The organism is Vibrio sp. Y42_MX_L11, from assembly GCF_024181785.1.
Taxonomy (GTDB): Bacteria; Pseudomonadota; Gammaproteobacteria; order Enterobacterales; family Vibrionaceae; genus Vibrio; species Vibrio diabolicus.
In genome coordinates, this window is the sequence record NZ_JAMZAP010000004.1 from 84,068 (window position 1) to 110,265 (window position 26,198).

Below are 26,198 nucleotides of genomic sequence, written 5' to 3' on the forward strand. Positions count from 1 at the left end.
AGGATACTTACACAACCCCGTTATTTTTGTGACTTTTATTACAAAGTACACTGCGGGATTTGTCGGTGTTATCCCACTCCTACCTATATAAATCACTAAATAGTGGCAATAAATAAAGGGATACCACCAAGGATTGTTTTTCTCGCAAAACTTTTCCTGCGAGATACGGAAAGGAATCAAGATCGGTCAACCTAGATCGGTGGCGATAATAAATATAAAGGACAAGACGTAATCAATGGTCTAGGTGGCATTTGCCTGCCTGGTGCTTTTGCGTCGACATTGAACTGGAAGGATGTATCTATGGTAGATAGAGAGCAAAATCCACAGGGTCTATATACTCCTGAATTGGAGCATGACGCGTGTGGTATCGGTTTTGTTGCTCACCTTAAAAACCGTAAATCTCATGAAGTAGTGACTCAAGCATTGGATATGCTAGCTCGCATGGAGCACCGTGGTGGTCAAGGTTGTGACCCATGCAGCGGTGATGGTGCGGGTATCTTGCTACAAAAACCTCATGAATTCCTATTAGAAGAGGCCGTTAAGCTCGGCATTAAACTGCCTTCATTTGAAAAGTATGGTGTGGGTGTCGTACTTTTCCCGAAAGACGAATACAAACGCGAGCAATGCCGTGACATTCTAGAACGCAATGCTCAGCGTCTAGACCTTGAAGTTATTGGCTACCGCGTTTTGCCAACCGATAACTCGATGATCGGTGCCGACCCGCTAAGCACAGAACCTCAGTTTGAGCATGTGTTTATCTCTGGTGGTCCAGGTATGACACCTGAAGAGCTAGAGCGCAAACTGTACGTACTTCGTAACTACACTGTACGTGTTTGCCTAGAAAGCGTTTCGAACATTGGTGATGACTTCTACATTAACTCAATGTCTTACAAGACATTGGTGTACAAAGGTCAGTTAACGACCGAGCAAGTCCCTCAGTACTTCCTTGATCTGCAAAACCCGACCATGGTGACTGCACTGGCACTGGTACACTCTCGCTTCTCTACCAACACCTTCCCGAAATGGCGTCTTGCACAACCTTTCCGTTACATTGCCCACAACGGTGAAATCAATACAGTTCGAGGTAACTTGAACTGGATGAAAGCCCGTGAGGCGATCATTGAATCCGATCTATTTACCCAAGCTGAAATCGACATGCTGCTTCCTATTTGCCAGGAAGGCAGTTCGGATTCATCTAACTTTGATATGGCACTTGAGCTCCTAGTTCTTTCTGGTCGTAGCCTGCCGCACGCATTGATGATGATGATCCCGGAAGCATGGCAAGAAAACAAAAACATGGATCCTAAGCGTCGCGCGTTCTATCAGTACCACGCGAACATCATGGAACCATGGGATGGTCCGGCTTCGGTATGTTTTACTGATGGTGTTCAAGTTGGTGCGACACTCGACCGCAACGGTCTGCGCCCTTCTCGCTACACAGTGACCAAAGATAACTTCCTAGTAATGGCATCAGAATCTGGTGTTGTGGATATTGAGCCAGAGAACGTTGAGTTCCGCGGTCGTCTACAACCGGGTCGCATCTTCGTTGCAGACCTAGAGCAAGGTCGCATCATCTCTGATGAAGAAGTGAAAGACACCATCGCAACAGCGCAGCCTTACGAAAAGTGGGTAGAAGAAAACCTACTGAGCTTGAAGAAGCTGCCAGATGCGAGCAACCAGTTCAGCCAACCTAAGCCAGAACATCTTCTACACCGCCAACAAGCGTTTGGCGTAAGTACTGAAGAAGTGAACGAAATCATCGTTCCAATGGCGAATGACGCAAAAGAACCATTGTCAGCAATGGGTGCCGACTGGCCTCTTGCAGTTCTATCTCATCAGTCTCAACATCTTTCAAACTACTTCAAGCAGCTGTTCGCACAGGTAACTAACCCACCGATTGACCCGATCCGTGAGCGTATGGTGATGTCGCTGAACACTTACTTGGGTAAAGACCAAAACCTTCTGACTGAAACACCACTTCACTGTCAGAAAGTCGAATTGGAATCGCCTGTTCTGGCGAACTCTGAGCTTGAGAAACTGCGTGCGATCGATAACGAGCATCTTCAGGCGAAAACGCTAGATATCGTATTCCAAGCCAGTGAAGACCAAGGCAAGCTTGAGCGCGCACTAAAACGTATCTGCCAATACGCAGAAGACGCGGTTATTGATGGTTACTCAATCATCCTGCTAACTGACCGCGCAGTGAACTCAAACCACGCCGCTATCCCAGCCATGCTGGCAGTTGGTGCAGTGCATCACCACTTGATCCGCAAAGGTCTACGTGCGAAGTGTGACATTGTGGTTGAAACCGGTGACGCGCGTGAAACGCACCACTTTGCAACGCTAATTGGTTACGGTGCCAACGCCGTTAACCCATACCTAGTGATTGAAACCATCATTGAGCTTCAGCGTACGAAGAAGCTGGACCCAGAAGCGAACCCTCGTGATCTGTTCAACAACTACCGTAAAGCGATCAATGGCGGTCTTCTGAAGATCTTCTCGAAGATGGGTATCTCAACCCTGCAGTCGTACCACGGTGCGCAAATCTTCGAAGCCTTAGGTATTCATAAGTCAGTGGTAGACAAGTACTTCACAGGTACAGTTTCTCGTATCCAAGGTCTCACCCTTGACGATATTGCTAAAGAAGTGCTCGTTCGTCACCGCATCGGTTACCCACAACGCGAAATCCCAATTCAAATGCTGGATGTGGGTGGTGTTTACCAATGGAAACAGCGTGGTGAGAAGCACCTATTCAACCCAGAAACCATCTCGCTACTGCAAGAGTCTACGCGCAACAAGAACTACGATCAGTTCAAGCAGTACGCGACAGCAGTCGATAAACAAGGTGACAACGCGGTAACGCTACGTAGCCAGCTAGAATTCATTAAGAACCCAGCTGGTTCTATCTCTATCGACGAAGTCGAGCCAATTGAAAGCATCGTGAAACGCTTCGCGACAGGTGCAATGTCATTTGGTTCTATTTCTTACGAAGCACACTCCACATTGGCTGTTGCGATGAACCGCCTTGGCGCAAAATCGAACTCTGGTGAAGGTGGTGAAGACCCAATGCGTTTCGAGCGCAAAGAGAACGGCGATTGGGAACGCTCTGCAATCAAGCAGGTAGCTTCGGGTCGTTTCGGCGTAACCTCTTACTACCTAACCAACGCTGATGAGCTACAAATCAAGATGGCTCAAGGTGCGAAACCAGGTGAAGGTGGTCAGCTACCAGGCGATAAAGTAGATGACTGGATCGGTGCTACACGTCACTCAACTCCGGGCGTCGGTCTTATCTCGCCACCACCACACCACGATATCTACTCAATCGAAGATTTGGCTCAGCTTATCTACGATTTGAAGAACGCGAACCGCGCGGGTCGTGTAAACGTGAAGCTGGTATCGGAAGCTGGCGTAGGTACGATCGCTTCCGGTGTAGCGAAAGCGAAAGCAGACGTTGTACTAATCGCAGGTTTCGACGGTGGTACTGGTGCATCCCCAATGTCTTCAATCCGTCATACTGGTCTTCCTTGGGAACTTGGTTTGGCAGAAACACACCAAACGCTACTAAAGAACGGTCTACGTAACCGTATCGTGGTTCAAGCGGATGGTCAGATGAAAACACCTCGCGACCTTGCAGTGGCAACACTACTTGGTGCAGAAGAATGGGGCGTGGCAACCGCAGCATTGGTGGTTGAAGGTTGTATCATGATGCGTAAGTGCCATAAGAACACCTGTCCTGTTGGTATCGCGACTCAGAACAAGACGCTTCGCGAGCGCTTTGATGGCCGCGTAGAAGACGTCGTAACCTTCTTCCAATACATGGCACAAGGTCTACGTGAAATCATGGCTGAACTTGGCTTCCGCACTATCGATGAGATGGTCGGCCAAGGTCAGAAGCTGAAGATTCGCCAAGACGTTTCTCACTGGAAATACAAGAACCTAGATCTGTCTCCTGTTCTACACGTTGAACAACCACGTGAGTCAGACGGTATCCATAACCAAACGCAACAGAACCACAATCTGGAATCGGTACTAGACCGTAAGCTGATTCAAGCGGCGATTCCTGCTCTCGAGAAAGGCGAGGCGGTGAATGCCGAATTCCCTATCGTCAACACTGACCGTTCTGCGGGCACCATGCTGTCGAACGAAATCTCGAAAGTGTACAAAGATGCCGGCCTACCTCGACCAATGAACGTGAAGTTCAAAGGTTCAGCGGGTCAGTCATTCGGCGCATTCCTAGCTAAGGGCGTGAAGTTCGAAGTAGAAGGCGACGCGAACGACTACTGGGGTAAAGGCTTATCTGGCGGTACGTTAGTACTTTACCCAGATGCGAAATCAAGCATTGTCGCAGAAGATAACATCGTGGTTGGTAACGTGTGTTTCTACGGTGCCACTTCGGGTGAGTCTTTCATTCGCGGTATGGCTGGCGAACGTTTCTGTGTTCGTAACTCAGGCGCGAAAGTAGTAGTAGAAGGCGTCGGTGACCACGGTTGTGAATACATGACGGGCGGTGCAGCAATTATCCTTGGTTCAACAGGTCGTAACTTTGCCGCAGGTATGAGTGGCGGCGTGGCTTACGTATGGGATAAATCAGGCGACTTTGAGTCGAAACTGAACCCAGAGTTAGTAGACCTAGATCCAATCGAGCAAGAAGACAGAGATCTATTACTCGACATGCTAACTAAGCATGTTCAATTCACAGGAAGTGAAGTCGCTCAGTCTTTCCTAGACAACTTTGAAGCAAGCCTAGCCTCTATGGTTAAGGTAATGCCGCGTGACTATAAAGCGGTGCTTCAAAAGCGTAAAGCTGAAGCACAGTCTCAAGGAAACGAAACTCAAGTGGAGGCCGTATAATGGGTAAGCCTACTGGATTTTTAGAGCATGGTCGTGAACTACCACAGAAGATCGACCCAGCTGAACGCATCAAGAACAACAAAGAGTTCGTTCTGAACGAGGAGTTTGGTGACAAGATCAATACTCAAGCGTCTCGTTGTATGGATTGTGGTGTGCCGTTTTGTCATAACGGCTGCCCTATCGGTAACATCATCCCAGAGTTTAACGATGCGGTTTATCGTGATAGCTGGGAAGAAGCATGGAACATTCTAAGCTCAACCAATAACTTCCCAGAGTTCACTGGTCGTGTTTGCCCTGCTCCATGTGAAAGTGCTTGTGTACTTGGCATCAACCAAGACCCAATCACTATCTGTAATATCGAGAAAACCATCGTAGAAACGGCGTATCGTGAAGGGTACGCCAAGCCAAAAACGCCACGTTCTCGCACTGGTAAAACGGTGGCGATCATTGGATCTGGACCTGCTGGTCTTGCGGCTGCTGAGCAGCTAAACAGCGCAGGCCATACCGTGACAGTATTCGAGCGAGACGAGAAGGTTGGTGGTCTGCTGCGTTTCGGTATTCCAGATTTTAAACTGAGCATGGAAGTCATTGATCGTAAGATCAATCTAATGGCAGAAGCTGGCGTTGAGTTTAAAGTAAACCAACACGTCGGTGTTGATGTAAATGCTCAGCAACTGCGTCAAGAGTTCGATGTGGTTCTACTGACGGGTGGCTCAACGGTTCCACGTGATTTGCCAGTTCCGGGTCGTGAGCTCAAAGGCGTTCACTTCGCAATGGAATTCCTAGGTCAAAACAACCGACGTGCAAATAACATGGACCTGAAAACAGAAGAAATTCACGCTGCGGGTAAACATGTTGTGGTTATCGGTGGTGGTGATACTGGTTCAGACTGTGTGGGAACATCAAACCGTCACGGTGCAGCAAGTGTAACTCAAGTGGAAATCATGCCGATTCCACCAGAAAAGCGTCCTGCTAATATGCCTTGGCCTCAATATCCAATGATCCTGCGTACTTCGACATCTCATGAAGAAGGCGTTGATCGTCACTGGAACATCCTAACCAAAGAGTTCATCGGTAACGACAAAGGTGAAGTGACTGGTCTTCGTTTGGCTGATATCGTTTGGGAAGAGGCGAAACCTGGCGAGCGTCCAGGCTTCAAAGAAGTAGAAGGCAGCGAGCGAGTGATCCCATGTGATATGGCGTTCCTAGCAATGGGCTTCTTACACCCAGAACCTACAGGCGTGCTTGCTCAACTGGATATCGCGCTAGATGATCGCGGTAACGTAGCAACTCAAGGTTTTGCTACTAACCAAGAAGGCGTATTTGCTGCTGGTGATATGCGAACAGGCCAATCTTTGGTGGTTCGTTGTATCAACGAGGGTCGCGAATGTGCTCGTGCTATCGATGACTACCTAATGGATGGCACAAACCTAGAAGCAAAAGCAGATTCACTGATGCTTTCTGCTTAACGGAAGTATTCACGCTTCCCTCTTTCAATGCCATAAATAGCCATCAGCGATATCGATGGCTATTAGCAAAGAAAGAAAACAATTCCTTCCAATCTTTCTATTTTGACCAGCATTTTATGCTGGTCTTTTTTATTTCCCACAGAATCAAATGTTACTTTTTTGTAACAATCAATTTTCTATCTATTTGAAATCATTAAACTATTTTAGCTTATTAAATGGTAAATCGCATATTCACGTGATTATCCACTAATAACTTGACCTTTTTTACAATAAGCTATAGCTTGTGAAGTTGATGAAAATAAAACACTCAAAAAATGTTAAATATTTCACAGCTTTTATTGAATAAATATACATAAAACCATAAAGATGACGCATATTCAGTCATCACTATCAACGTAAGCAGTGTTGATATATCTGTCGGGATGACGGATAAGCAAAGGGAGAATTGCAATGGCTCTTTATGATCCAAGTCTTGAGAAAGACAACTGTGGATTTGGCTTGATCGCGCATATGGAAGGCGAACAAAGCCACAAGCTGGTTCGTACAGCAATTTCTGCACTTGACCGAATGACCCACCGTGGTGGTATTGCCGCCGATGGTAAAACCGGTGATGGTTGTGGTCTTCTATTACAAAAGCCCGATTCCTATTTACGTCTTATTGCCGAAGAAAATGGTTTCAACCTTGGCAAGCAATACGCCGTAGGGATGATTTTCTTCAACCAAGATCCGGTCAAAGCTCAACTCGCTAAAGACATCGTCAACAGAGAACTTGCGCAAGAGACGCTAACGGTGGCCGGTTGGCGTGAAGTTCCAACCAATTCAGAAGTGCTCGGTCCAATTGCGGCTAACTCGCTTCCAAATATTCAGCAAGTCTTTATCTCTGCACCGGCTGGTTGGCGAGAGCGTGACATTGAACGTCGTCTCTACATCGCACGCCGTCGCATCGAGAAACAAATCACCGAAGATCCTGATTTCTACATCTGTAGCTTGTCGACTCAAGTTTTGGTGTACAAAGGCCTGTGCATGCCTGCGGATTTGCCTCGCTTCTACCTTGATCTTGCTGATCTACGCATGGAATCCGCTATCTGTCTGTTCCACCAGCGTTTTTCTACCAATACTCAACCGCGTTGGCCATTGGCTCAGCCGTTCCGCTATCTTGCTCATAACGGTGAGATCAATACCATTGAAGGTAATCGACAATGGGCACGAGCGCGTGCTTACAAGTTCTCGTCACCACTGCTGCCCGATCTTCAAACTGCAGCACCATTTGTGAACGAGACCGGTTCAGACTCCTCCAGCTTAGATAATATGCTGGATCTCTTCTTAGCTGGCGGCATGGATATCTTCCGTGCCATGCGTATGCTTGTGCCGCCTGCATGGCAAAACCACCCAGATATGGATCCGGATCTGCGGGCGTTTTACGATTTCAACTCCAAGCACATGGAACCATGGGATGGCCCAGCAGGTATCGTACTGTCCGATGGTCGTTATGCTGCTTGTAACCTAGACCGAAATGGTCTGCGTCCTGCACGTTATGTAATTACCAAAGACAAGTTGATCACTCTGGCATCTGAGGTAGGGATTTGGAATTACGCCCCAGATGAAGTTGCCGAAAAAGGGCGTGTAGGTCCGGGGGAATTGCTCGTCATCGACACTCGTAAAGGTAAGCTTTGGCAGTCTAGCGAGATCGATAATGATCTGAAATCTCGTCACCCTTATCGCGAATGGATGGAAAACAACGTTCGCAAACTCACACCATTTTCTCAGCTACCTGAGGATCAAGTAGGCGAGCGCAGCTTTGATGAAGACTTACTTAAGACTTATCAAAAGCAATTCGCGATGACGAACGAAGAAGTCGACCAAGTTCTGCGTGTACTCGGAGAAATGGGCCAAGAAGCCGTTGGTTCTATGGGTGACGATACTCCAATGGCAGTGCTCTCCTCAAAAGAGCGCTTGGTAACTGACTACTTCCGCCAGAAGTTCGCTCAGGTCACCAATCCACCGATCGATCCACTGCGTGAAAAACACGTGATGTCACTGGCGACCAGTATCGGTAAGGAAATGAATGTCTTCTGCGAAACCGATGGCCACGCGCATCGCGTAACATTTGATTCGCCTGTACTGCTTTATTCAGACATGCAGCAACTGCTCGAGCTTGGTGACGATCACTACCGTAATACCATTCTAGATATCAACTACGACCCACAAGAGAAAGATCTTAAACAAGCCATTAATGATCTCTGTGAGCAAGCAGAGCAAGTCGTACGTGAAGGCACGGTTTTAGTGGTACTTTCAGATCGCGCTTTGGTCAAAGGCAAGTTACCAATTCCAGCGGCAATGGCAGTCGGCGCCGTTCAAACTCGTTTGATTGATGCGAACTTACGTTGCGATGCCAACATTGTAGTCGAAACCGCAACTGCACGTGACCCACACCAATTTGCTGTCTTGCTTGGCTTTGGTGCGACTGCAGTTTACCCATACCTTGCTTATGAAGCGTTAGGTAAACTGATTGATGATAAGGCACTAGAGAAAGACTATCGCGATGTGATGCAGAACTACCAATACGGCATCAACAAGGGCCTGTATAAAATCATGTCAAAGATGGGGATCTCAACCATCGCCTCTTACCGCTGCTCACAACTGTTTGAAGCAGTTGGCTTGAACCAAGATGTGGTCGACCAGTGTTTTAAAGGCGTCACAACTCGTATTGAAGGCGCAAATTTTGACGACTTCCAGCAAGATCTTACAAACTTATCTCGCAAAGCATGGGCGAAACGTAAATCGATTGATCATGGCGGCTTGTTAAAGTATGTCCATGGAGGTGAGTATCATGCTTACAACCCGGATGTTGTCGGCACGCTGCAACAGGCCGTTAAATCTGGCGAAAGTAACGACTATCAGAGCTTTGCTAAGCAGGTAAACCAACGCCCTGTTGCCATGCTGCGTGACTTAATGTCGCTGAAAAAATCAGACTCACCGCTGCCACTAGAGCAAATAGAACCGAAAACCGAACTGTTCAAACGCTTCGACTCTGCGGCCATGTCCATTGGCGCACTTAGCCCTGAAGCGCATGAAGCCCTCGCGACTGCGATGAACCGTCTTGGTGGCTATTCAAACTCCGGTGAAGGCGGTGAAGATCCTCGCCGTTTCGGCACTGAACGTAACTCACGTATCAAACAAATTGCTTCAGGCCGATTTGGTGTAACGCCTCATTATCTTACTAATGCAGATGTACTACAAATCAAGGTAGCGCAAGGAGCTAAACCGGGTGAAGGTGGTCAGCTACCGGGACACAAAGTCACCGCAGAAATCGCAAAACTGCGTTATTCGGTACAAGGTGTGACTCTCATCTCCCCTCCTCCGCACCACGATATTTATTCAATTGAAGATTTGGCCCAGCTGATCTTCGACCTTAAACAAGTCAACCCGAATGCGCTGGTTTCGGTAAAACTCGTCTCCGAGCCAGGTGTCGGCACCATCGCAACGGGCGTAGCCAAGGCTTACGCTGATCTTATTACCATTTCGGGTTACGACGGTGGTACCGCAGCAAGCCCATTAACTTCGGTAAAATACGCTGGTAGCCCTTGGGAGTTGGGGTTGGCAGAGACACAACAAGCACTGGTTGCTAATGGTCTGCGTCATAAGATCCGCCTACAGGTAGACGGTGGTCTAAAGACTGGTTTAGACGTAGTTAAAGCCGCAATTTTAGGTGCAGAAAGCTTCGGTTTTGGTACAGCGCCAATGGTAGCTATGGGTTGTAAGTTCCTACGAATTTGTCACCTCAACAACTGTGCAACAGGGGTTGCGACTCAAGACGAAACGCTGCGTAAAGAGTACTTCAAAGGCTTACCTGAAATGGTGATGAACTACTTCACCGGACTGGCAGAAGAAGTGCGCGAGCTGCTTTCTGAGCTAGGCGTTGAAAAACTGACGGACTTGATTGGTCGTACCGATTTACTTGAAGCAGTAGAAGGGTTTACCGCGAAGCAAACCAAATTGGATCTATCCAACATTCTAGAAGCTCCCGTCTCGCCTGAAGGTCATCCGCTGTTTTGGACAGAGCCAAACAAACCGTTTGATAAAGCTGAGCTCAATCAAAAGATCATTGATGATGCTATGCATGCGGTAGAAAACAGCCAATCGGCAAGTTTCTTCTACAATGTCATCAACACTGATCGTTCTGTGGGTGCACGCTTATCTGGCGAAATAGCGAAGCGCTATGGCAACCAAGGTTTGGCTGCTTCCCCTATCAAAATCTATCTTGACGGCACTGCAGGTCAGTCGTTTGGTGTTTGGAACGCAGGTGGTGTAGAGCTGTACCTCACAGGTGATGCGAATGACTACGTAGGGAAAGGCATGGCAGGCGGCAAGCTCGCCATAAAACCTCACTTAGGTACAGCGTTCAAGTGTCATGAAGCCACCATTATTGGTAACACATGTTTGTACGGCGCAACGGGCGGTAAACTGTTCGCGGCAGGTAAAGCGGGTGAACGTTTTGGGGTACGTAACTCAGGTACGATTGCCGTCATTGAAGGTGCGGGAGATAACGCTTGTGAGTACATGACTGGCGGTATTGTTGCCATTCTAGGAGCAACAGGCGTGAACTTTGGTGCAGGTATGACCGGAGGCTTTGCCTATGTTCTGGATGAAAACCAGAGCTTTGAAGGTCGAGTTAATACTGAGTCTGTCGAAGCCATCTCATTGTCCGATCTATACATCCACCAAGAACATTTGCGTGGCCTAATTGCAGAACACCTTGAAGAAACAGGCTCGAGTCATGCAGAAAATATTTTGGCGAACTTTGATGAATGGATTCCAAAGTTCTATTTGGTGAAACCACAAGCGGCAGATCTTCGCACGCTACTTGGTCACCAGAGCCGCAGTGCTGCTGAGCTGCGCGTTCAAGCCCAGTAATCATGGAGGATGTTTGAATCATGAGCCAGAACGTTTATCAATTTATCGATGTGCAGCGTGTAGATCCTGCGAAAAAGCCTATCAAAGTTCGTAAGATCGAGTTCGTTGAAATCTATGAACCGTTTACTAAGCAGCAGGCAACTGCACAAGCGGATCGCTGCTTAGATTGTGGCAACCCATATTGTGAATGGAAATGCCCAGTCCACAACTACATCCCTCAATGGTTAAAACTTGCCAATGAAGGTCGTATTCTTGAAGCGGTTGAACTATCGCATCAAACCAATAGCCTACCGGAAGTATGTGGGCGCGTTTGTCCTCAAGACCGCCTATGTGAAGGTTCATGCACGCTTAATGATGACTTTGGTGCCGTCACCATCGGTAATATAGAAAAGTACATTACCGACAAAGCCTTTGAAATGGGCTGGAAGCCAGATATGTCCAAGGTGGAGTGGACCGATAAAAAGGTCGCAATCATTGGAGCTGGCCCAGCAGGCTTGGCAGCCGCTGATATCCTAGTGCGCAATGGCGTTAAGCCAGTCGTGTTTGACCGCTACCCAGAAATCGGCGGACTACTGACTTTCGGTATCCCTTCGTTCAAGCTTGAAAAAGGGGTAATGGAAAATCGTCGCCGTGTGTTCACTGAAATGGGCGTCGAGTTCCGCATGAACGTGGAAGTCGGTAAAGATGTACAAATGCAAGATCTAATCGATGAGTACGATGCCATTTTCTTAGGCGTTGGCACCTATAAATACATGCGTGCAGGACTAGAAAATGAGGATGCGCCGGGTGTATATGACGCGCTGCCATTTTTAGTTTCGAACACCTACAAAGTCATGGAACTTGAGAACAACCAACCTTTTATCGACATGGCAGGAAAGAAAGTGGTCGTGCTTGGTGGTGGCGATACCGCAATGGACTGTGTACGAACCTCTATTCGCCAAGGAGCCTCCAATGTGATTTGTGCTTATCGTCGTGACGAAGCCAACATGCCTGGCTCTCGTCGCGAGGTAAAAAACGCGAAGGAAGAAGGCGTGAAGTTCATGTTTAACCTGCAACCACTCGGTGTGGAGGTCGACGCCTCAGGTAACGTATCGGGCGTTAAAGTGGTAAAAACCGCTTTAGGTGAGCCCGATGATGCAGGTCGTCGCAGACCAGAACCAGTGGAAGGCAGTGAACATGTATTGCCTGCGGATGCCGTGATCATGGCATTTGGTTTCCAGCCACACAAAATGGACTGGTTGGAACCGTATGGTGTCGATTTAGACCAATGGGGACGTATCAAGGCACCTGTTGAGCAAGCGTTCATGTACCAAACCAGCAATGCGAAAATCTTCGCTGGCGGTGATGCGGTCCGTGGCTCAGACCTCGTCGTAACCGCCATTGATGAAGGGCGAAAAGCGGCAGAAGGCATTCTTGATTACCTAGAAGTCTAATCACAGCTAACATCACAAAAAGGATCCTATTATTGGATCCTTTTTCTTTTGTATCCATATAATTAGAAGCAAAATTATAAGAGTAAATACAATGAAAAAAGCCGCTCTCCTTTCCATCGCTTTACTCAGCCTTACAGCCTGCAGCCAAGGAGTCACCAGTATGCCAGATCGTTCTCAATCACCTTGTGGTGACAAACCAAATTGCGTTTCAACTCAGGACTCAAGAGACAAGTTTCAATTAGCACCTTTTTTGCTCACTGAGTCCGCAACGTTAGATGCCATTGAGCAAGCCGCGCTTCAACTTCCTGGCGCCAAAACCGCGGTAAAAGAGGGTGATTACCTTCGGATAGAATGCACATCTAAAATCATGCGCTTCGTGGATGACCTCGAATTAAAAGTAGCAGGAGACAAACTGATTGTTCGCTCAGAGTCACGTGTGGGCTATTCTGACTTTGGCGTAAACAGAAAGCGCGCCGAACAATTACGAGAAAAGCTCACTCAAGCTAAGCTCATCAAATAGAAAACTGCTCACGGGGAGTGCTATACTCTCGGCCAACTAAAATATTTACCGAAAGAGAGTGTTATGAAAGTTGGTATCATCGGTGCGATGGAACAAGAAGTGACCATCCTGAAAGAAGCAATCACAAACTGCAAAACCGTAAATAAAGCAGGTTGTACGTTTTTCTCTGGTCAAATTAATGATGTAGAAGTAGTCGTACTACAATCAGGTATCGGTAAAGTTGCAGCTGCAGTAGGCACTACCATTCTTCTTGATGAATACCAGCCAGATGTTGTGATTAACACAGGCTCTGCTGGTGGCTTCGATTCAAGCCTAAATCTAGGTGATGTTGTTATCTCAACAGAAGTTCGTCATCACGATGCAGATGTGACCGCTTTTGGTTATGAAATTGGCCAAATGGCTGGCCAGCCTGCTGCATTCAAAGCGGATGAAAAGCTAATGGATTTAGCAGAAAAGGCACTAGCGCAAATGGAAAACACTCATGCAGTTCGCGGCCTGATCTGTACTGGTGATGCATTTGTTTGCACCGCTGAACACCAAGAGTTTATTCGTAAGCACTTCCCATCCGTTATCGCGGTAGAAATGGAAGCATCTGCTATCGCTCAAACTTGTCACCAATTCAACACGCCGTTTGTTGTTGTGCGCGCAATCTCTGATGTCGCTGATAAAGAGTCACCAATGAGCTTTGATGAGTTCCTACCGCTAGCAGCAAAAAGCTCTTCTGAAATGGTATTCAAAATGCTGGAACTCATTAAGTAAACGACTCATTCATGGAAGAAGTTTTTCAGTCATTTTATGCCAACGGTGCGCTCCTTATTATGTGGGGCGCACTGCTCTTTCACCTTATTTTACCAATCCCCCGTTCATCGCATCCCATCACTTTATGGCGAAAGTTAGCTGAGAACCTCGCCAACAAAGTAAACAATAATCATAGTTACTCACAGAGCCTGACCTCCGGCAGTCTTGCATTGGGCTTGATGCTATTGCCTTGCTTGATCTTGCTGATTGCCGTGGAGCCATTCGTTTGGCAAGTGCCTTTATACGAACTAGTGCTATTGATCATTGCTTTGGACTGGCGCAACAGCGAAGCCTTAACGAAACAACTCGTCACAAGTATGTCGAGAGAAGACAAAGCTCAGTGCCGACAATTACTAAGACCATACCTTAATCGCGATACTGACAGCCTCTCGATCATCGGCATAGGTAAAGCAAGCTCAGAAGCTGTGATTATGGGATACAGCCGCAACGTAATCGGTGTGTTATTTTGGTACGCACTAGCAGGTGGTATTGGTGCGTTAATGTATCGACTAGCCACAGAGTTAGCTCGAGTTTGGTCCCCTAGCCGACGCCAATATTTGCCCTTTGGTAAACCTGCCGTTCAGCTGGTTGCCGCTCTGGATATTATTCCACTTCGTCTCTTTGCCATACTTTTAGCTGTAGGAAAGAACGTAAGCAATGTGCTTTCTGGTGTACAGCAACAAGCGAAGTCTTGGCCACTACCCGGGCCCGCCTGGGTGTTGTGTACCATCGGACACAAACTACAACTCTCTTTATGCGGCCCTGCTATCTATCAAGGTATACGTGCGGAACGCGCAAAAATCGGTGGACGAATCGCCCCATCGGCTATTCACCTTTCACAAATACATACGCTGCTCGTTTGGCGAGTCTTCGTTTGGATAGCTATCCAAAGTCTGCTTTTAGGAATGATTTATCAAGGATTATGATGAATAAACTATGCTTCGCATTAACGCTGTTTGTTTCGACAGCGACCTTCGCCCAAACACCAGCGCAACGCATTGTAAGTTTAGCTCCGCATGCCACTGAAATTGCCTTTGCGGCAGGGCTAGGAGACAAGCTTGTTGCTGTCAGCGAAATGAGTGATTATCCAGAGCAGGCAAAGCAGCTGGAAAGAGTCTCTAATTACCAAGGAATTAAATTAGAGCGCATTATTGCTCTTCAACCGGATTTAGTCATTGCTTGGCCGGCAGGAAACCCGGCAAAAGAGCTGGAGAAAATTAAACAGTTCGGCATTCCTATCTATTATTCCACTACAGGCTCACTGGAAGATATCTCCAATAATATCGAGCAGCTAAGCCAATACAGCGAAACCCCGCAAATAGGACAAAAGGCCGCTGAAGATTTTAGAACGCAACTGAATACACTAAAAGAGAAGTACAACACGCACGAGAAAGTTCGTTACTTTTATCAGTTGAGTGAAAAGCCTATCATCACTGTCGCCGGGAAGAACTGGCCAAGTGAAGTCTTTACTTTTTGCGGTGGTGAAAACATTTTCGCAGCATCCAGCGCGCCTTATCCTCAGGTCAGCATCGAGCAGGTCATCACTCGCCAACCAGAGGTTATTTTTACTTCTCGTCACGCAATGAGTAATGATGGTATGTGGGCAGAGTGGAGCAATGAGCTTCCCGCACTTAGAAATAAACACATCTGGTCTCTAAACTCAGATTGGATTAACCGCCCAACCCCACGCACACTAAATGCGATCACAGAAGTGTGTGAGCACTTTAAAAGCGTTCGTCAAAAACGCTAACGATTTCGTGGCAAATACCGTACAATTTCCGCCCATTTTTTCTCACACTATATAAAGGTACTAAGTAACATGGACTCCATGCTGCTTTATATGATCGATTTGTTCGGTACCGCTGTTTTCGCTATCTCTGGCGTGTTACTGGCGGGCCGTTTAAAAATGGATCCATTCGGCGTTATCGTTCTCGGCAGTGTGACTGCTATTGGTGGCGGAACAATCCGAGACATGGCGCTAGGTGCCACTCCTGTATTTTGGATAACAGATACTACGTACTTATGGGTGATATTTGTTACGTGTCTACTAACCATGCTTGTTATTCGAAGACCCAAGCGACTCTCATGGTGGGTATTACCCGTTTGTGATGCCATCGGTCTCGCTGTATTTGTGGGAATTGGAGTAGAGAAGGCACTCGCCTACAATGCATCTGGAATGGTCGCTGTGATAATGGGGGTTATTACTGGCTGTGGAGGTGGCATTATACGAGACGTGCTGGCTCGCGAAGTTCCTATGGTATTAAGAAGCGAAGTCTACGCTACGGCATGTATTATTGGCGGCATCTTCCATACGATGGCGGTAAACATGGGTTATGACCACTCAACGGCTTTACTCGCTGGTGTAATCTCAACGCTCATTATACGTCTCGGTGCTATTCGTTGGCATCTATCCCTGCCAACTTTCGCAATTAATCGTTAAACACAAATTACATGATTCGGTCATGGAGTCGACTGAGTGTCGGCTCCTCTCATTTATACTCATTTGATTCGCCAATTCTTGTACAATTCGCTAAATTATTTCAACCATTCCTAACTTTCATTAATTATTATGTTGCTTGAAGGTATTGAGACGTTACTTGTCCTCAGTAAAGAAAAAACCATGAGCCGTACGGGCAGCCAACTCTATATTAGTCAATCTGCGGTGAGTAAGCGCATTTCGAATCTAGAGAAGAAGTTAGGAAAAAAATTGATTGAGCCAAGTGGTCGGCACATAAAGCTGACCTCCGATGGCCTTGCGCTCATCAACACGATCGAGCCAACGTTCAATGAGTTAAGAGGTCAGATCTATGATCAGCAAGAAATAGAAGATACTTCTTTGATCAAGATAGACTGCTCTGAAACCTTAGTCGCTGGATACCTTAGTGTGATCATGGCAGAACGCTTTGCCCATGACCAATACATACGAATATCGACCAATCATACACCACGCATTATTGAGAACGTCAAATCAGGTAAAGCGACACTGGGATTCTGTGCTGGTTATTTACCGCCTCATCATGGATTAATGAGCCTTCACCTCGCTGATGAACCTTTTTCAATCGTCAGTAGATACCCACTTTCGCAACTACCCAAAGCCATTTTGACCAATGACTTAACCAATCCTGCCAACACTTACCAACAGGCTATTTTGTCAAAATACGGAATTGAGCCTTTGATGGAAATGGATTCATACACTGCGGCAGCACAACTGGCTTTGGGCGGAATGGCTCCTGCTTTAATTCCTAAATCTATCCTGAAGACACTTAATATCACACCCAAATTCTGCTATGACTTTGAAGAACTAGGACAGTTAATTCGACCAATACATATCTGCTTGCGCCACAGCACATATCGCAGCGAACGAGTTAAAGCACTGACAAAATCCATTGCTGATGTTGTTGCCAAAGAAGTTTCGTTGCCATAAGCATTGACATCACAACAACTAGACAATTGAAGTAGAGTATAATGTAAAAGTGTATTTCATAGTCATTTTACAAAAACATAGTACTCACTTAAAAACCATCGAGAACTAAGTTCCTCAGAATAATGGTATCCATGACTTTCAGCATAAGACAGCAGCCACTCATTAAATATATAAGAAAACAAAAAGCTAGAAACTAATAAAACAAAACATAATTTAAAAAGATTTTTAAGTTTTTCTTTATTTGGCTTTCTCTTAGTAGAAACAGTATAAATAGAAACATAAGAAAGCAAAGCAAATAAAAAACCGGATGAAAATAACTGAATATTCTGACCACCTAAAGATAAACTTTCTTGATCGGATGAAATTGATCCAAAAAAATCCAACAAATCAGATACCGGAAGATAAATCATAAAATATGTACATATAGGAAATAGAATTGAACCTATAATAAATGTTCTATAATCTATTTCTTCATTTTTCATAATGAAAAGCCACTATTTTTAAAGCTTTGCATCGCTCGGTATTGGTTTGTTTTATCTTTCATTTTTCCACCTCTTCTTTTTGAGACCAAAATAGCATAATTTCCTTTTGGAACCTCTTTGTAAGGTTAAATTCTTCATTTATTTTACTAGTTGTAAAGCTGGCAACAACACCGACAAAAACAACCACAAACAGAGCCTCTGAACCACCAGCAGCGACAAAACCTACAGAAACCATCGTTTTTAATGTTATACTAGCAACTAAAGCAGCCAAACCCACTTTAATAATGTCACTTGCTATAACTCCAAATAATTTAGCCAATACTCTTTTATTTGACTCTTTAAATAAATACTCAGCTATTATATAAGATGTGACAAAAATAACAGTAATAACTGCACCTTGCTTAACCGTCTGTAATACCTTTTCTTTTCCTATAACAAAACTTACGGCCATCGGTGGCGAAATCTTACCAGACAAAGCCATAACTTTTCTTTGTAAACTAGGTGTTCCTTTAATTACAATATGATTAAAACCACCATACTTCTCAACTGCAATAGGAGCTGCGCTACCTAACAAGGCTACAGCAACTCTACCTAAATACGCCAAATCATCTACAGTTGCATAGTAGTTTGCAATAAATTCTAACTTACCCTTTAAACTATTCCATCGAAGCTGTTCATGCTTAGGGATAAATTTAATAACATATTTATCAAATTCATTGATAGAAATGCATAGCATTCTAACTTTATTAAATGAAAATTGTTTATTACTTTTTCATTTTAAGTACGATATCACGCTATAATGAAATCATAGATATATCAGTATTTCTTTACATATGATTCATGAATAAGCGTAGTTGAACGTAGAGAACGAGTTATAACACTGACAAAATCCATTGCTGATGTTGTTGCCAAAGAAGTTTCGTTGCCATGAGCATCGACATCACTATAACTAGAGGACGAATCCATTTTTGCCCTTTACTTACCACGACCTTCGCCCCTAACTGAGCACCAAGAAAACCGCCAACAGCCATAATTAAGCCAAGCTTCCACACTGGCAACCCAGCTAAGATAAAAAAGAGTAGTGCCGCAATGTTTGATGTGAAATTGAGGATTTTGGTTCTAGCAGTGGCTTCGACCAAAGAAAAGTGACCCAGTGCAACAAAACAAACAGTAAAAATAGATCCAGTCCCAGGGCCAAAAAAGCCATCATAGAAACCGATCCCGCCACCAATGCATAGCGCAAACATCGCTTCAGATAACTTTGGTTCTCCATCGATTTTACGCGTACTTGGCGCGAGTAAAAAATAGAGGGAAATGGCTATCAAAAGAACAGGGATCAAACTGGTGAGTACGCTAGCATCAATAAACTGCACAGCCTCGGCACCGATTGCTGCGCCTATAAAAGTGCAGAGTATCGCGAAACGCATTTCCTTTAGGCTGACAATACCGTTACGCACGAAATACCAGCTAGCAGAGAAACTGCCAAACGAACTTTGTAACTTGTTGGTTGCTAGAGCTTGAGTCGGACTCAACCCCGCTGCCAAAAGCGCAGGGAGCGTAATGAGCCCTCCCCCACCAGCCATCGCATCAATAAAGCCTGCGGCAGTCGCAACAAAAAATAGAGCCAACAAAATCTCAACCGTGATTTCCACTACACATCCTTTTTATTTAAAGAGGCATCAAAGAGGAAAAACGGTAGCACTTATTCACAAAACCACCAATGGAAAGTCAAGACACCAATCTATTCCTAATTTTCATCATTTAATAAATCTAGAAAATGACACATTAACAACATCAATTACAACCAAATATAGAGCCTCACCTCAAGAGCCTCTTAATGTTTTGATAGAAAAGGAAAGTGCTGTCTTAATAGGGAACGTTTCATCTGATAAAAAACGAAAATAATGGATAGCTTACTGACTCGACCATCCAGAAAAACAACAATCACACTCAAAATAGAACAAATAGTGAACATTAATCAGCTATTCAACGTTATTGTCTCTAAACCCAAGACGAGCGGTTATTCGGGAGAGCTAAGAAATCTTGCAATTGGAATCTATGAGGAATTGAAAGTTGAATACTAAATCAATTAGCATAGCGAACATCTCAATAAGTGTATGTTTATACTTGGCATTGACTATTGGTCTGGCTATTAGCTTAAGCATTTGGAATGACTGGTTTTCTTTCACTCAACACATTGATCTAGATACGTACCTTCTTACATTGGGAGCTATTACGGTTGTTGTTGTATGCATTCCAAACATCCTGACAATAAGCAAAGGATTAAGTATTGCTGCAAAAATAAACTTAATCACTATCTCTTTTATCATTCTTACCTGCAGTATCAACTTTGTTGTAGCAAGTGGTAGTACTATTTCTTCATCTTTGGGTACATTGCTTGCCATCATTAGCTTGATGATCTTCAAAAGCGAAGCATACCAATCGTTCCTAGCACATTTTAATACTGTTCATTTTAGAAAAACCTCAATATAAAAAAGCCCGCTCAAATGAGCGGGCAATGAGGTTGTCATGTAAGCCCTGATTAACGAGCTTACTGATTTTTATCTGTTACGCGTCTAGACTCGCTTTCACTTTAGCGTGTAACTCTTGAACCGAAGTTACTGACGCTTTTGCGTCTGCAGTGTGAGACATACATGTAGCGAACGCTGCGTTCAGTGTCGTTGTGTAGTTCACTTTTTCTGCCAGTGCACCGCGGCGTAGAACTTTCGAATCTTCAATCGCTTGACGACCAGCTGCCGTGTTTACGATGTAGGTGTATTCGTTGTTCTTGATGCGGTCAAGAATGTGTGGACGACCTTCGTGTACTTTGTTTACCAAGCGTGGGTTGATACCCGCTTCGCCCAGAATCACAGCAGTACCGTGTGTCGCATCCAACTGGTAACCCAGTTTCACTAGCTTAGAAGCTAGGTCAACAACACGCTCTTTATCGCCTTCACGTACAGACAGTAGCGCACGACCACCTTCAGGGTAAACTGCACCACAACCTAGCTCTGCTTTCGCGTAAGCTTCTGCGAACGTTGCACCAACACCCATTACTTCACCTGTTGAGCGCATTTCTGGGCCCAATAGAGGGTCAACACCAGGGAATTTGTTGAACGGCAGAACCACTTCTTTCACTGAGTAGTAAGGAGGGATAATCTCTTTAGTAAAGCCTTGTGACTCTAGAGATTGACCCGCCATTACACGTGCAGCAATTTTCGCTAGAGGAGCGCCTGTCGCTTTCGATACGAATGGTACCGTACGAGCAGCACGAGGGTTCACTTCGATTAGGTAAACGTCGTTGTCTTTCACAGCAAACTGCGTGTTCATCAAACCGCGTACACCGAGTTCGAACGCCAGCTTCTCAACTTGCTCACGCATCTTGTCTTGAATTTCCTGACTTAGCGTGTATGCAGGCAGTGAACATGCAGAGTCACCAGAGTGAACACCGGCTTGTTCGATGTGTTCCATGATACCGCCGATAACGACGCGTTCACCGTCACAGATAGCATCAATATCAACTTCGGTTGCATCATCCAAGAAACGGTCTAGTAGAACTGGAGACTCGTTCGATACGCTTACTGCTTCGTTGAAGTAGCGACGCAGGTCTTGCTCATCGTAAACAATTTCCATCGCACGACCACCGAGTACATAAGACGGGCGAACAACTAATGGGAAGCCAATTTCTTTCGATTTTTCAACCGCCTGTTCCATCGTTGTTACTGTCGCGTTTTCTGGCTGAAGTAGACCTAGACGGTCAACAGCTGCCTGGAAGCGTTCACGGTCTTCCGCACGGTCGATAGCATCTGGGCTAGTACCAATGATTGGAACACCAGCCGCTTCTAGAGCACGAGCCAGTTTAAGTGGCGTTTGACCACCGTACTGAACAATCACACCTTTTGGTTTTTCAACGCGAGCGATAGACAGTACATCTTCCAGAGTTACTGGTTCGAAGTACAGGCGATCAGACGTATCGTAGTCAGTAGATACCGTTTCTGGGTTACAGTTAACCATAATGGTTTCGTAACCGTCTTCACGCAGCGCAAGTGATGCGTGTACACAACAGTAATCGAATTCAATACCTTGGCCGATACGGTTTGGACCGCCACCAAGAACCATGATCTTGTCTTTGTCTGTTGGGTTTGCTTCACACTCTTCATCGTAAGATGAGTACATGTAAGCCGTGTCAGAAGAAAACTCAGCGGCACACGTATCTACACGTTTGTAAACCGGGTGAATATCAAACTGCTCACGAGCACGGCGAATTTCACTTTCAGCGACACCTAGCAGTTTAGACAAGCGCGCATCAGAGAAGCCTTTACGTTTCATCTGGCGAAGCACTTCTTTGGTCAAACCTGCGTAGCCGCCCGCCTTGACTTGCTCTTCGAGTTTTACGATTTCTTCGATTTGAACCAGGAACCAACGGTCGATTTGAGTCAAGTTGAACACGCCGTCAACTGACATGCCAGCTCGGAATGCATCGGCGATGTACCAGATACGCTCAGCGCCTGCTTCTTTAAGTTCGTGACGAATCTTAGTCAGTGCATCTGGTGCTTCTAAATCGACCATCTCGTCAAAACCAGTTGCGCCAACTTCTAGGCCACGCAGTGCTTTGTGAAGAGATTCTTGTTGGTTACGACCAATTGCCATTACCTCACCAACCGATTTCATCTGAGTCGTCAGACGGTCGTTTGCGCCAGCAAATTTCTCGAAGTTAAAGCGAGGAATCTTAGTTACGACGTAGTCGATAGTTGGTTCGAATGATGCTGGTGTTGCACCGCCCGTGATGTCGTTTTGTAATTCGTCCAGAGTAAAGCCAACTGCCAGCTTCGCGGCAATTTTCGCGATTGGGAAGCCTGTTGCTTTTGATGCTAGCGCAGAAGAGCGAGATACACGCGGGTTCATCTCGATGATGACCATACGGCCATCTTTCGGGTTGATACCAAACTGTACGTTTGAACCACCTGTTTCAACACCAATTTCACGTAGAACGGCTAGCGAAGCATTACGCATTAGCTGGTATTCTTTGTCTGTAAGTGTTTGCGCTGGTGCAACCGTGATTGAGTCACCCGTATGGATGCCCATTGGGTCAAAGTTCTCGATTGAACATACGATGATACAGTTGTCCGCTTTGTCACGAACGACTTCCATTTCGTACTCTTTCCAACCGATTAGTGACTCATCGATAAGAAGTTCGTTGGTCGGAGATAAGTCCAGACCGCGACGACAGATTTCTTCGAACTCTTCTTTGTTGTACGCGATACCACCACCAGTGCCACCCATGGTGAACGATGGACGGATGATACAAGGGAAGCCAACCATATCTAAAACTTTGTAAGCTTCTTCCATGCTCTTCGCTGTATCTGCGCGAGGACACTCAAGGCCGATAGACTTCATCGCTTTATCAAAACGAGAACGATCTTCCGCTTTGTCGATTGCATCTGCAGTTGCACCAATCATCTCTACGCCAAACTCTGCGAGAACGCCGTGTTTCTCTAAGTCTAACGCACAGTTAAGTGCAGTCTGGCCACCCATGGTTGGCAAAACTGCATCTGGACGCTCTTTTTCAATGATCTTGCGTACCACTTCCCATTGGATTGGCTCGATGTAAGTCGCATCAGCCATCTCTGGGTCAGTCATGATCGTTGCTGGGTTCGAGTTAACCAGAATAACTCGGTAGCCTTCTTCACGAAGTGCTTTACAGGCTTGTGCGCCAGAGTAGTCAAATTCACATGCCTGACCGATAACAATCGGACCAGCACCAAGAATTAGAATACTTTGAATGTCAGTACGTTTTGGCATTATCTACTACTCCGAATTAAGCGCTGTGTTTTTTGATTAGTTCGATAAAGTGGTCAAATAGCGGTGCCGCGTCATGTGGACCTGGGCTCGCTTCTGGGTGACCTTGGAAGCTAAATGCTGGCTTGTCTGTGCGGTGAATACCTTGCAAAGAGCCATCAAATAACGATACGTGAGTAGCACGTAAGTTTTCCGGTAACGTTGCTTCATCTGCCGCAAAGCCGTGGTTTTGCGAAGTGATCATAACAACGTTACGCTCTAAATCTTTTACTGGGTGGTTTGCACCATGGTGACCAAACTTCATTTTCACGGTTTGCGCACCTGACGCTAACGCAAGGATTTGGTGACCTAAACAAATACCGAAGATAGGTAAGCCTTTTTCTAGGAACACTTTTGTCGCTTCAATCGCGTAAGTACATGGTTCTGGATCACCAGGGCCATTTGATAGGAAAACACCGTCCGGGTTCATCGCAAGCACTTCTTCCGCTGACGTTTCAGCAGGAACAACCGTTAAGCGGCAACCGCGGTCAACCAACATTCGCAGGATGTTGCGTTTTGCGCCGAAGTCGTAAGCAACGACGTGGTATGGCAGCTCGCTGTCATCTTTCGCCTCTGGAAGTCCACCTTCAAGCGTCCACGAACCTTGTTTCCATTGATACGCTTCTTTCGTTGTAACTTCTTTCGCAAGGTCCATTCCTTTTAAGCCTGGGAATTCTTTTGCTTTCGCTAGAGCCAAAGCTTCATCTAGGTTATTACCCGCAACAATACAACCGTTTTGAGCACCTTTTTCACGCAAGATACGAGTGAGCTTTCGCGTATCAATATCAGCGATGCCAACGATATTTTGAGACTTAAGGTAATCAGAGAGGGATTGTTCATTACGGAAGTTAGAAGCGATAAGAGGAAGATCGCGAATCACAAGGCCTTGTGCATGAATGGAAGAGGATTCTTCATCTTCGGAAGTGGTTCCGGTATTGCCAATGTGAGGATAAGTAAGGGTGACGATTTGCTGAGAATAGGAAGGATCAGTGAGGATTTCTTGATACCCCGTCATCGAGGTATTAAAAACGACTTCACCAACGGAAATACCATCTGCCCCTATGGACACTCCGTGGAACACTGTCCCATCTTCTAGGACTAACAGTGCTAATTTACCCAAGACAACCTCCAGAATAAAAATGCAAAAAAAATAAATCAAACTGCAAACATGCCTTCCTTTACCTATAAAATCTACATAAATAGGTATTTCAGACAAATTGGCGGTATTCTAAAGTTGGACTGGAAACCTGTCAACCTACAATCAAAAATAAATTATCAATTTCTAGCGAGTAAGGTCATTTCGAATCAGTAAGGCTCAAAAAGACAACTTTTGAATGCTATTACATAGGGAGGGATAGAGGTTTAATGAATTTTACAAATTTGAACTTTTTAGGGATCACAAAAAATTATGAGTTTTTAACGCAAACGTTCACCAAGACAAAAACAGGAACACTTTTAACGGTTACACCCAAAAACAAAGCCAAAACAGACAAAAACATAACAAAAGTAAGTGCTAAAATCTTCTCTATCAGAATCATTTTATTTACAAATAATTCTATAGATATAAAAAAGCCGGCTAGCGCCGGCGAATAATTATGTATTTAGAGTTCATTCAATCCCAAAACATCTGTCATGGTATAAAAGCCCGCAGGTTTAGCACTCAACCAAACGGCAGCCTTTACGGCCCCATTAGCAAACGTCATGCGATCAGTCGCTTTGTGCGTTATTTCCACTCGTTCCCCGATATCAGCAAACATAGCTGTATGCTCACCGACGATATCGCCAGCGCGAATCGTAGCAAAGCCGATCTCATCTTTTGTTCGTTCACCAGTAATGCCTTCTCGGGCATAGACAGCTACATCATTCAGCTTATTACCCATCGCACCAGCAATAGCTTCTCCCATTCCGATAGCGGTACCAGAGGGGGCATCAACTTTATGGCGATGGTGTGCTTCAACAATCTCGATATCACAGTAATCCCCCATAACTTTGGCCGCTTTCTCAAGAAGCTTAAAGACAAGGTTTACGCCTACAGAATAATTTGGCGCCATCACAACAGGCACTTGCTTGGCTGCTTCATCGATAAGATCACGCTCTGCATCGCTGAAGCCAGTCGTCCCAATCACAATGCTCTTACCGTATTTCTTACACAACTCGAGATTCGCTAATGTGCTTACTGGAGCGGTGAAATCTATGATTACATCAAAATTATCGACGTCTTTAGCAAGATCATCCGTTAAGAGCACATCGAATTTACCTTCACCACAAAGTTCACCGATATCGACACCGACAAGTGAAGACTCAGGTCGTTCTGATCCCGCGCTCACTGTCGCTTCAGGATTAAGGTGTGAAGCTTTAACCAAATTACGGCCCATTCGGCCAGCTGCTCCTGCGATTGCAATACGAACCATTGCGCTTTCTCTCCTTCTCTAGATAACGAGGTTTGCTCTCGTTCTCTCGTTTCGCTTA

17 protein-coding genes are annotated in these 26,198 nt (G+C 45.6%); 11 read left to right on the forward strand and 6 right to left on the reverse strand.

Annotated elements, in window-relative coordinates; translation table 11 throughout:
• Positions 1–300: 300 nt before the first annotated feature.
• From gltB (NL643_RS05685) to NL643_RS05730, 10 genes are all read left to right on the forward strand, one after another.
• Positions 301–4,851: a glutamate synthase large subunit gene (gene gltB, locus NL643_RS05685; RefSeq protein WP_253644068.1), complete on the forward strand. Its 4,551-nt coding sequence runs from the start codon at positions 301–303 to the stop codon at positions 4,849–4,851.
• A complete protein-coding gene (locus NL643_RS05690) occupies positions 4,851–6,320 on the forward strand; it encodes a glutamate synthase subunit beta (RefSeq protein WP_253644069.1) in 1,470 nt (489 codons plus the stop codon). The genes gltB (NL643_RS05685) and NL643_RS05690 overlap by 1 nt, the downstream gene beginning before the upstream one ends.
• Before the next feature lie 450 nt (positions 6,321–6,770).
• Complete coding sequence (gltB, locus tag NL643_RS05695) at positions 6,771–11,234, forward strand: glutamate synthase large subunit (protein ID WP_253644070.1); 4,464 nt, start codon at positions 6,771–6,773, stop codon at positions 11,232–11,234.
• A 20-nt stretch (positions 11,235–11,254) separates the two neighbouring features.
• The gene (locus tag NL643_RS05700) at positions 11,255–12,667 is read left to right on the forward strand and encodes an FAD-dependent oxidoreductase (RefSeq protein ID WP_253644071.1); all 1,413 of its coding nucleotides are present in this window, start codon (positions 11,255–11,257) and stop codon (positions 12,665–12,667) included.
• A gap of 91 nt (positions 12,668–12,758) precedes the next feature.
• On the forward strand, positions 12,759–13,187 hold the full coding sequence (locus tag NL643_RS05705; RefSeq protein ID WP_031780533.1) for a DUF1499 domain-containing protein: 429 nt from the start codon (positions 12,759–12,761) through the stop codon (positions 13,185–13,187).
• 63 nt (positions 13,188–13,250) lie between these two features.
• Positions 13,251–13,946 (forward strand): 5'-methylthioadenosine/S-adenosylhomocysteine nucleosidase, encoded by a 696-nt coding sequence (mtnN, locus tag NL643_RS05710; RefSeq protein ID WP_253644072.1) that lies wholly within the window; start codon positions 13,251–13,253, stop codon positions 13,944–13,946.
• Positions 13,947–13,957: 11 nt separating this feature from the next.
• On the forward strand, positions 13,958–14,911 hold the full coding sequence (locus NL643_RS05715) for a cobalamin biosynthesis family protein (protein ID WP_193447648.1): 954 nt from the start codon (positions 13,958–13,960) through the stop codon (positions 14,909–14,911).
• On the forward strand, positions 14,911–15,735 hold the full coding sequence (gene btuF, locus NL643_RS05720) for a vitamin B12 ABC transporter substrate-binding protein BtuF (RefSeq protein ID WP_253644073.1): 825 nt from the start codon (positions 14,911–14,913) through the stop codon (positions 15,733–15,735). The genes NL643_RS05715 and btuF overlap by 1 nt, the downstream gene beginning before the upstream one ends.
• 69 nt (positions 15,736–15,804) lie before the next feature.
• Positions 15,805–16,425, forward strand: a complete 621-nt coding sequence (locus NL643_RS05725; RefSeq protein WP_005387377.1) for a TRIC cation channel family protein — start codon at positions 15,805–15,807, stop codon at positions 16,423–16,425.
• A gap of 129 nt (positions 16,426–16,554) precedes the next feature.
• Positions 16,555–17,409, forward strand: a complete 855-nt coding sequence (locus NL643_RS05730; RefSeq protein ID WP_104971268.1) for a LysR family transcriptional regulator — start codon at positions 16,555–16,557, stop codon at positions 17,407–17,409.
• A 62-nt stretch (positions 17,410–17,471) separates the two neighbouring features.
• Here NL643_RS05730 and NL643_RS05735 read toward each other — a convergent pair whose 3' ends face one another.
• From NL643_RS05735 to carA, 5 genes are all read right to left on the reverse strand, one after another.
• Complete coding sequence (locus tag NL643_RS05735; protein WP_131815256.1) at positions 17,472–17,891, reverse strand: hypothetical protein; 420 nt, start codon at positions 17,889–17,891, stop codon at positions 17,472–17,474.
• A 58-nt stretch (positions 17,892–17,949) separates the two neighbouring features.
• Positions 17,950–18,627 (reverse strand): hypothetical protein, encoded by a 678-nt coding sequence (locus NL643_RS05740; RefSeq protein WP_253644074.1) that lies wholly within the window; start codon positions 18,625–18,627, stop codon positions 17,950–17,952.
• Positions 18,628–18,763: 136 nt separating this feature from the next.
• Positions 18,764–19,543, reverse strand: a complete 780-nt coding sequence (locus tag NL643_RS05745) for a TSUP family transporter (protein WP_253644075.1) — start codon at positions 19,541–19,543, stop codon at positions 18,764–18,766.
• A gap of 916 nt (positions 19,544–20,459) precedes the next feature.
• Positions 20,460–23,693: a carbamoyl-phosphate synthase large subunit gene (gene carB / locus NL643_RS05750; RefSeq protein ID WP_005381854.1), complete on the reverse strand. Its 3,234-nt coding sequence runs from the start codon at positions 23,691–23,693 to the stop codon at positions 20,460–20,462.
• Positions 23,694–23,709: 16 nt separating this feature from the next.
• Complete coding sequence (carA, locus tag NL643_RS05755; RefSeq protein WP_046873990.1) at positions 23,710–24,849, reverse strand: glutamine-hydrolyzing carbamoyl-phosphate synthase small subunit; 1,140 nt, start codon at positions 24,847–24,849, stop codon at positions 23,710–23,712.
• A 245-nt stretch (positions 24,850–25,094) separates the two neighbouring features.
• On the opposite strand from carA, the gene NL643_RS05760 reads away from it, so the two are divergent.
• Positions 25,095–25,322: a hypothetical protein gene (locus tag NL643_RS05760; RefSeq protein ID WP_170892359.1), complete on the forward strand. Its 228-nt coding sequence runs from the start codon at positions 25,095–25,097 to the stop codon at positions 25,320–25,322.
• 8 nt (positions 25,323–25,330) lie between these two features.
• Here the strand turns inward: NL643_RS05760 and dapB are convergent, their stop codons facing one another.
• Entirely contained in the window at positions 25,331–26,140 is an 810-nt protein-coding gene (gene dapB, locus NL643_RS05765) for a 4-hydroxy-tetrahydrodipicolinate reductase (RefSeq protein ID WP_006742699.1), read from the reverse strand.
• Positions 26,141–26,198: the final 58 nt, after the last annotated feature.

Bases quoted from the DNA above. Each gene is read 5' to 3' on its own strand.
- gltB (WP_253644068.1), top strand. From the start codon at position 301: ATGGTAGATAGAGAGCAAAATCCACAGGGTCTATATACTCCTGAATTG.
- NL643_RS05690 (WP_253644069.1), top strand. From the start codon at position 4,851: ATGGGTAAGCCTACTGGATTTTTAGAGCATGGTCGTGAACTACCACAG.
- gltB (WP_253644070.1), top strand. From the start codon at position 6,771: ATGGCTCTTTATGATCCAAGTCTTGAGAAAGACAACTGTGGATTTGGC.
- NL643_RS05700 (WP_253644071.1), top strand. From the start codon at position 11,255: ATGAGCCAGAACGTTTATCAATTTATCGATGTGCAGCGTGTAGATCCT.
- NL643_RS05705 (WP_031780533.1), top strand. From the start codon at position 12,759: ATGAAAAAAGCCGCTCTCCTTTCCATCGCTTTACTCAGCCTTACAGCC.
- mtnN (WP_253644072.1), top strand. From the start codon at position 13,251: ATGAAAGTTGGTATCATCGGTGCGATGGAACAAGAAGTGACCATCCTG.
- NL643_RS05715 (WP_193447648.1), top strand. From the start codon at position 13,958: ATGGAAGAAGTTTTTCAGTCATTTTATGCCAACGGTGCGCTCCTTATT.
- btuF (WP_253644073.1), top strand. From the start codon at position 14,911: ATGAATAAACTATGCTTCGCATTAACGCTGTTTGTTTCGACAGCGACC.
- NL643_RS05725 (WP_005387377.1), top strand. From the start codon at position 15,805: ATGGACTCCATGCTGCTTTATATGATCGATTTGTTCGGTACCGCTGTT.
- NL643_RS05730 (WP_104971268.1), top strand. From the start codon at position 16,555: ATGTTGCTTGAAGGTATTGAGACGTTACTTGTCCTCAGTAAAGAAAAA.
- NL643_RS05735 (WP_131815256.1), bottom strand. From the start codon at position 17,891: ATGAAAAATGAAGAAATAGATTATAGAACATTTATTATAGGTTCAATT.
- NL643_RS05740 (WP_253644074.1), bottom strand. From the start codon at position 18,627: ATGCTATGCATTTCTATCAATGAATTTGATAAATATGTTATTAAATTT.
- carB (WP_005381854.1), bottom strand. From the start codon at position 23,693: ATGCCAAAACGTACTGACATTCAAAGTATTCTAATTCTTGGTGCTGGT.
- NL643_RS05760 (WP_170892359.1), top strand. From the start codon at position 25,095: ATGAATTTTACAAATTTGAACTTTTTAGGGATCACAAAAAATTATGAG.
- dapB (WP_006742699.1), bottom strand. From the start codon at position 26,140: ATGGTTCGTATTGCAATCGCAGGAGCAGCTGGCCGAATGGGCCGTAAT.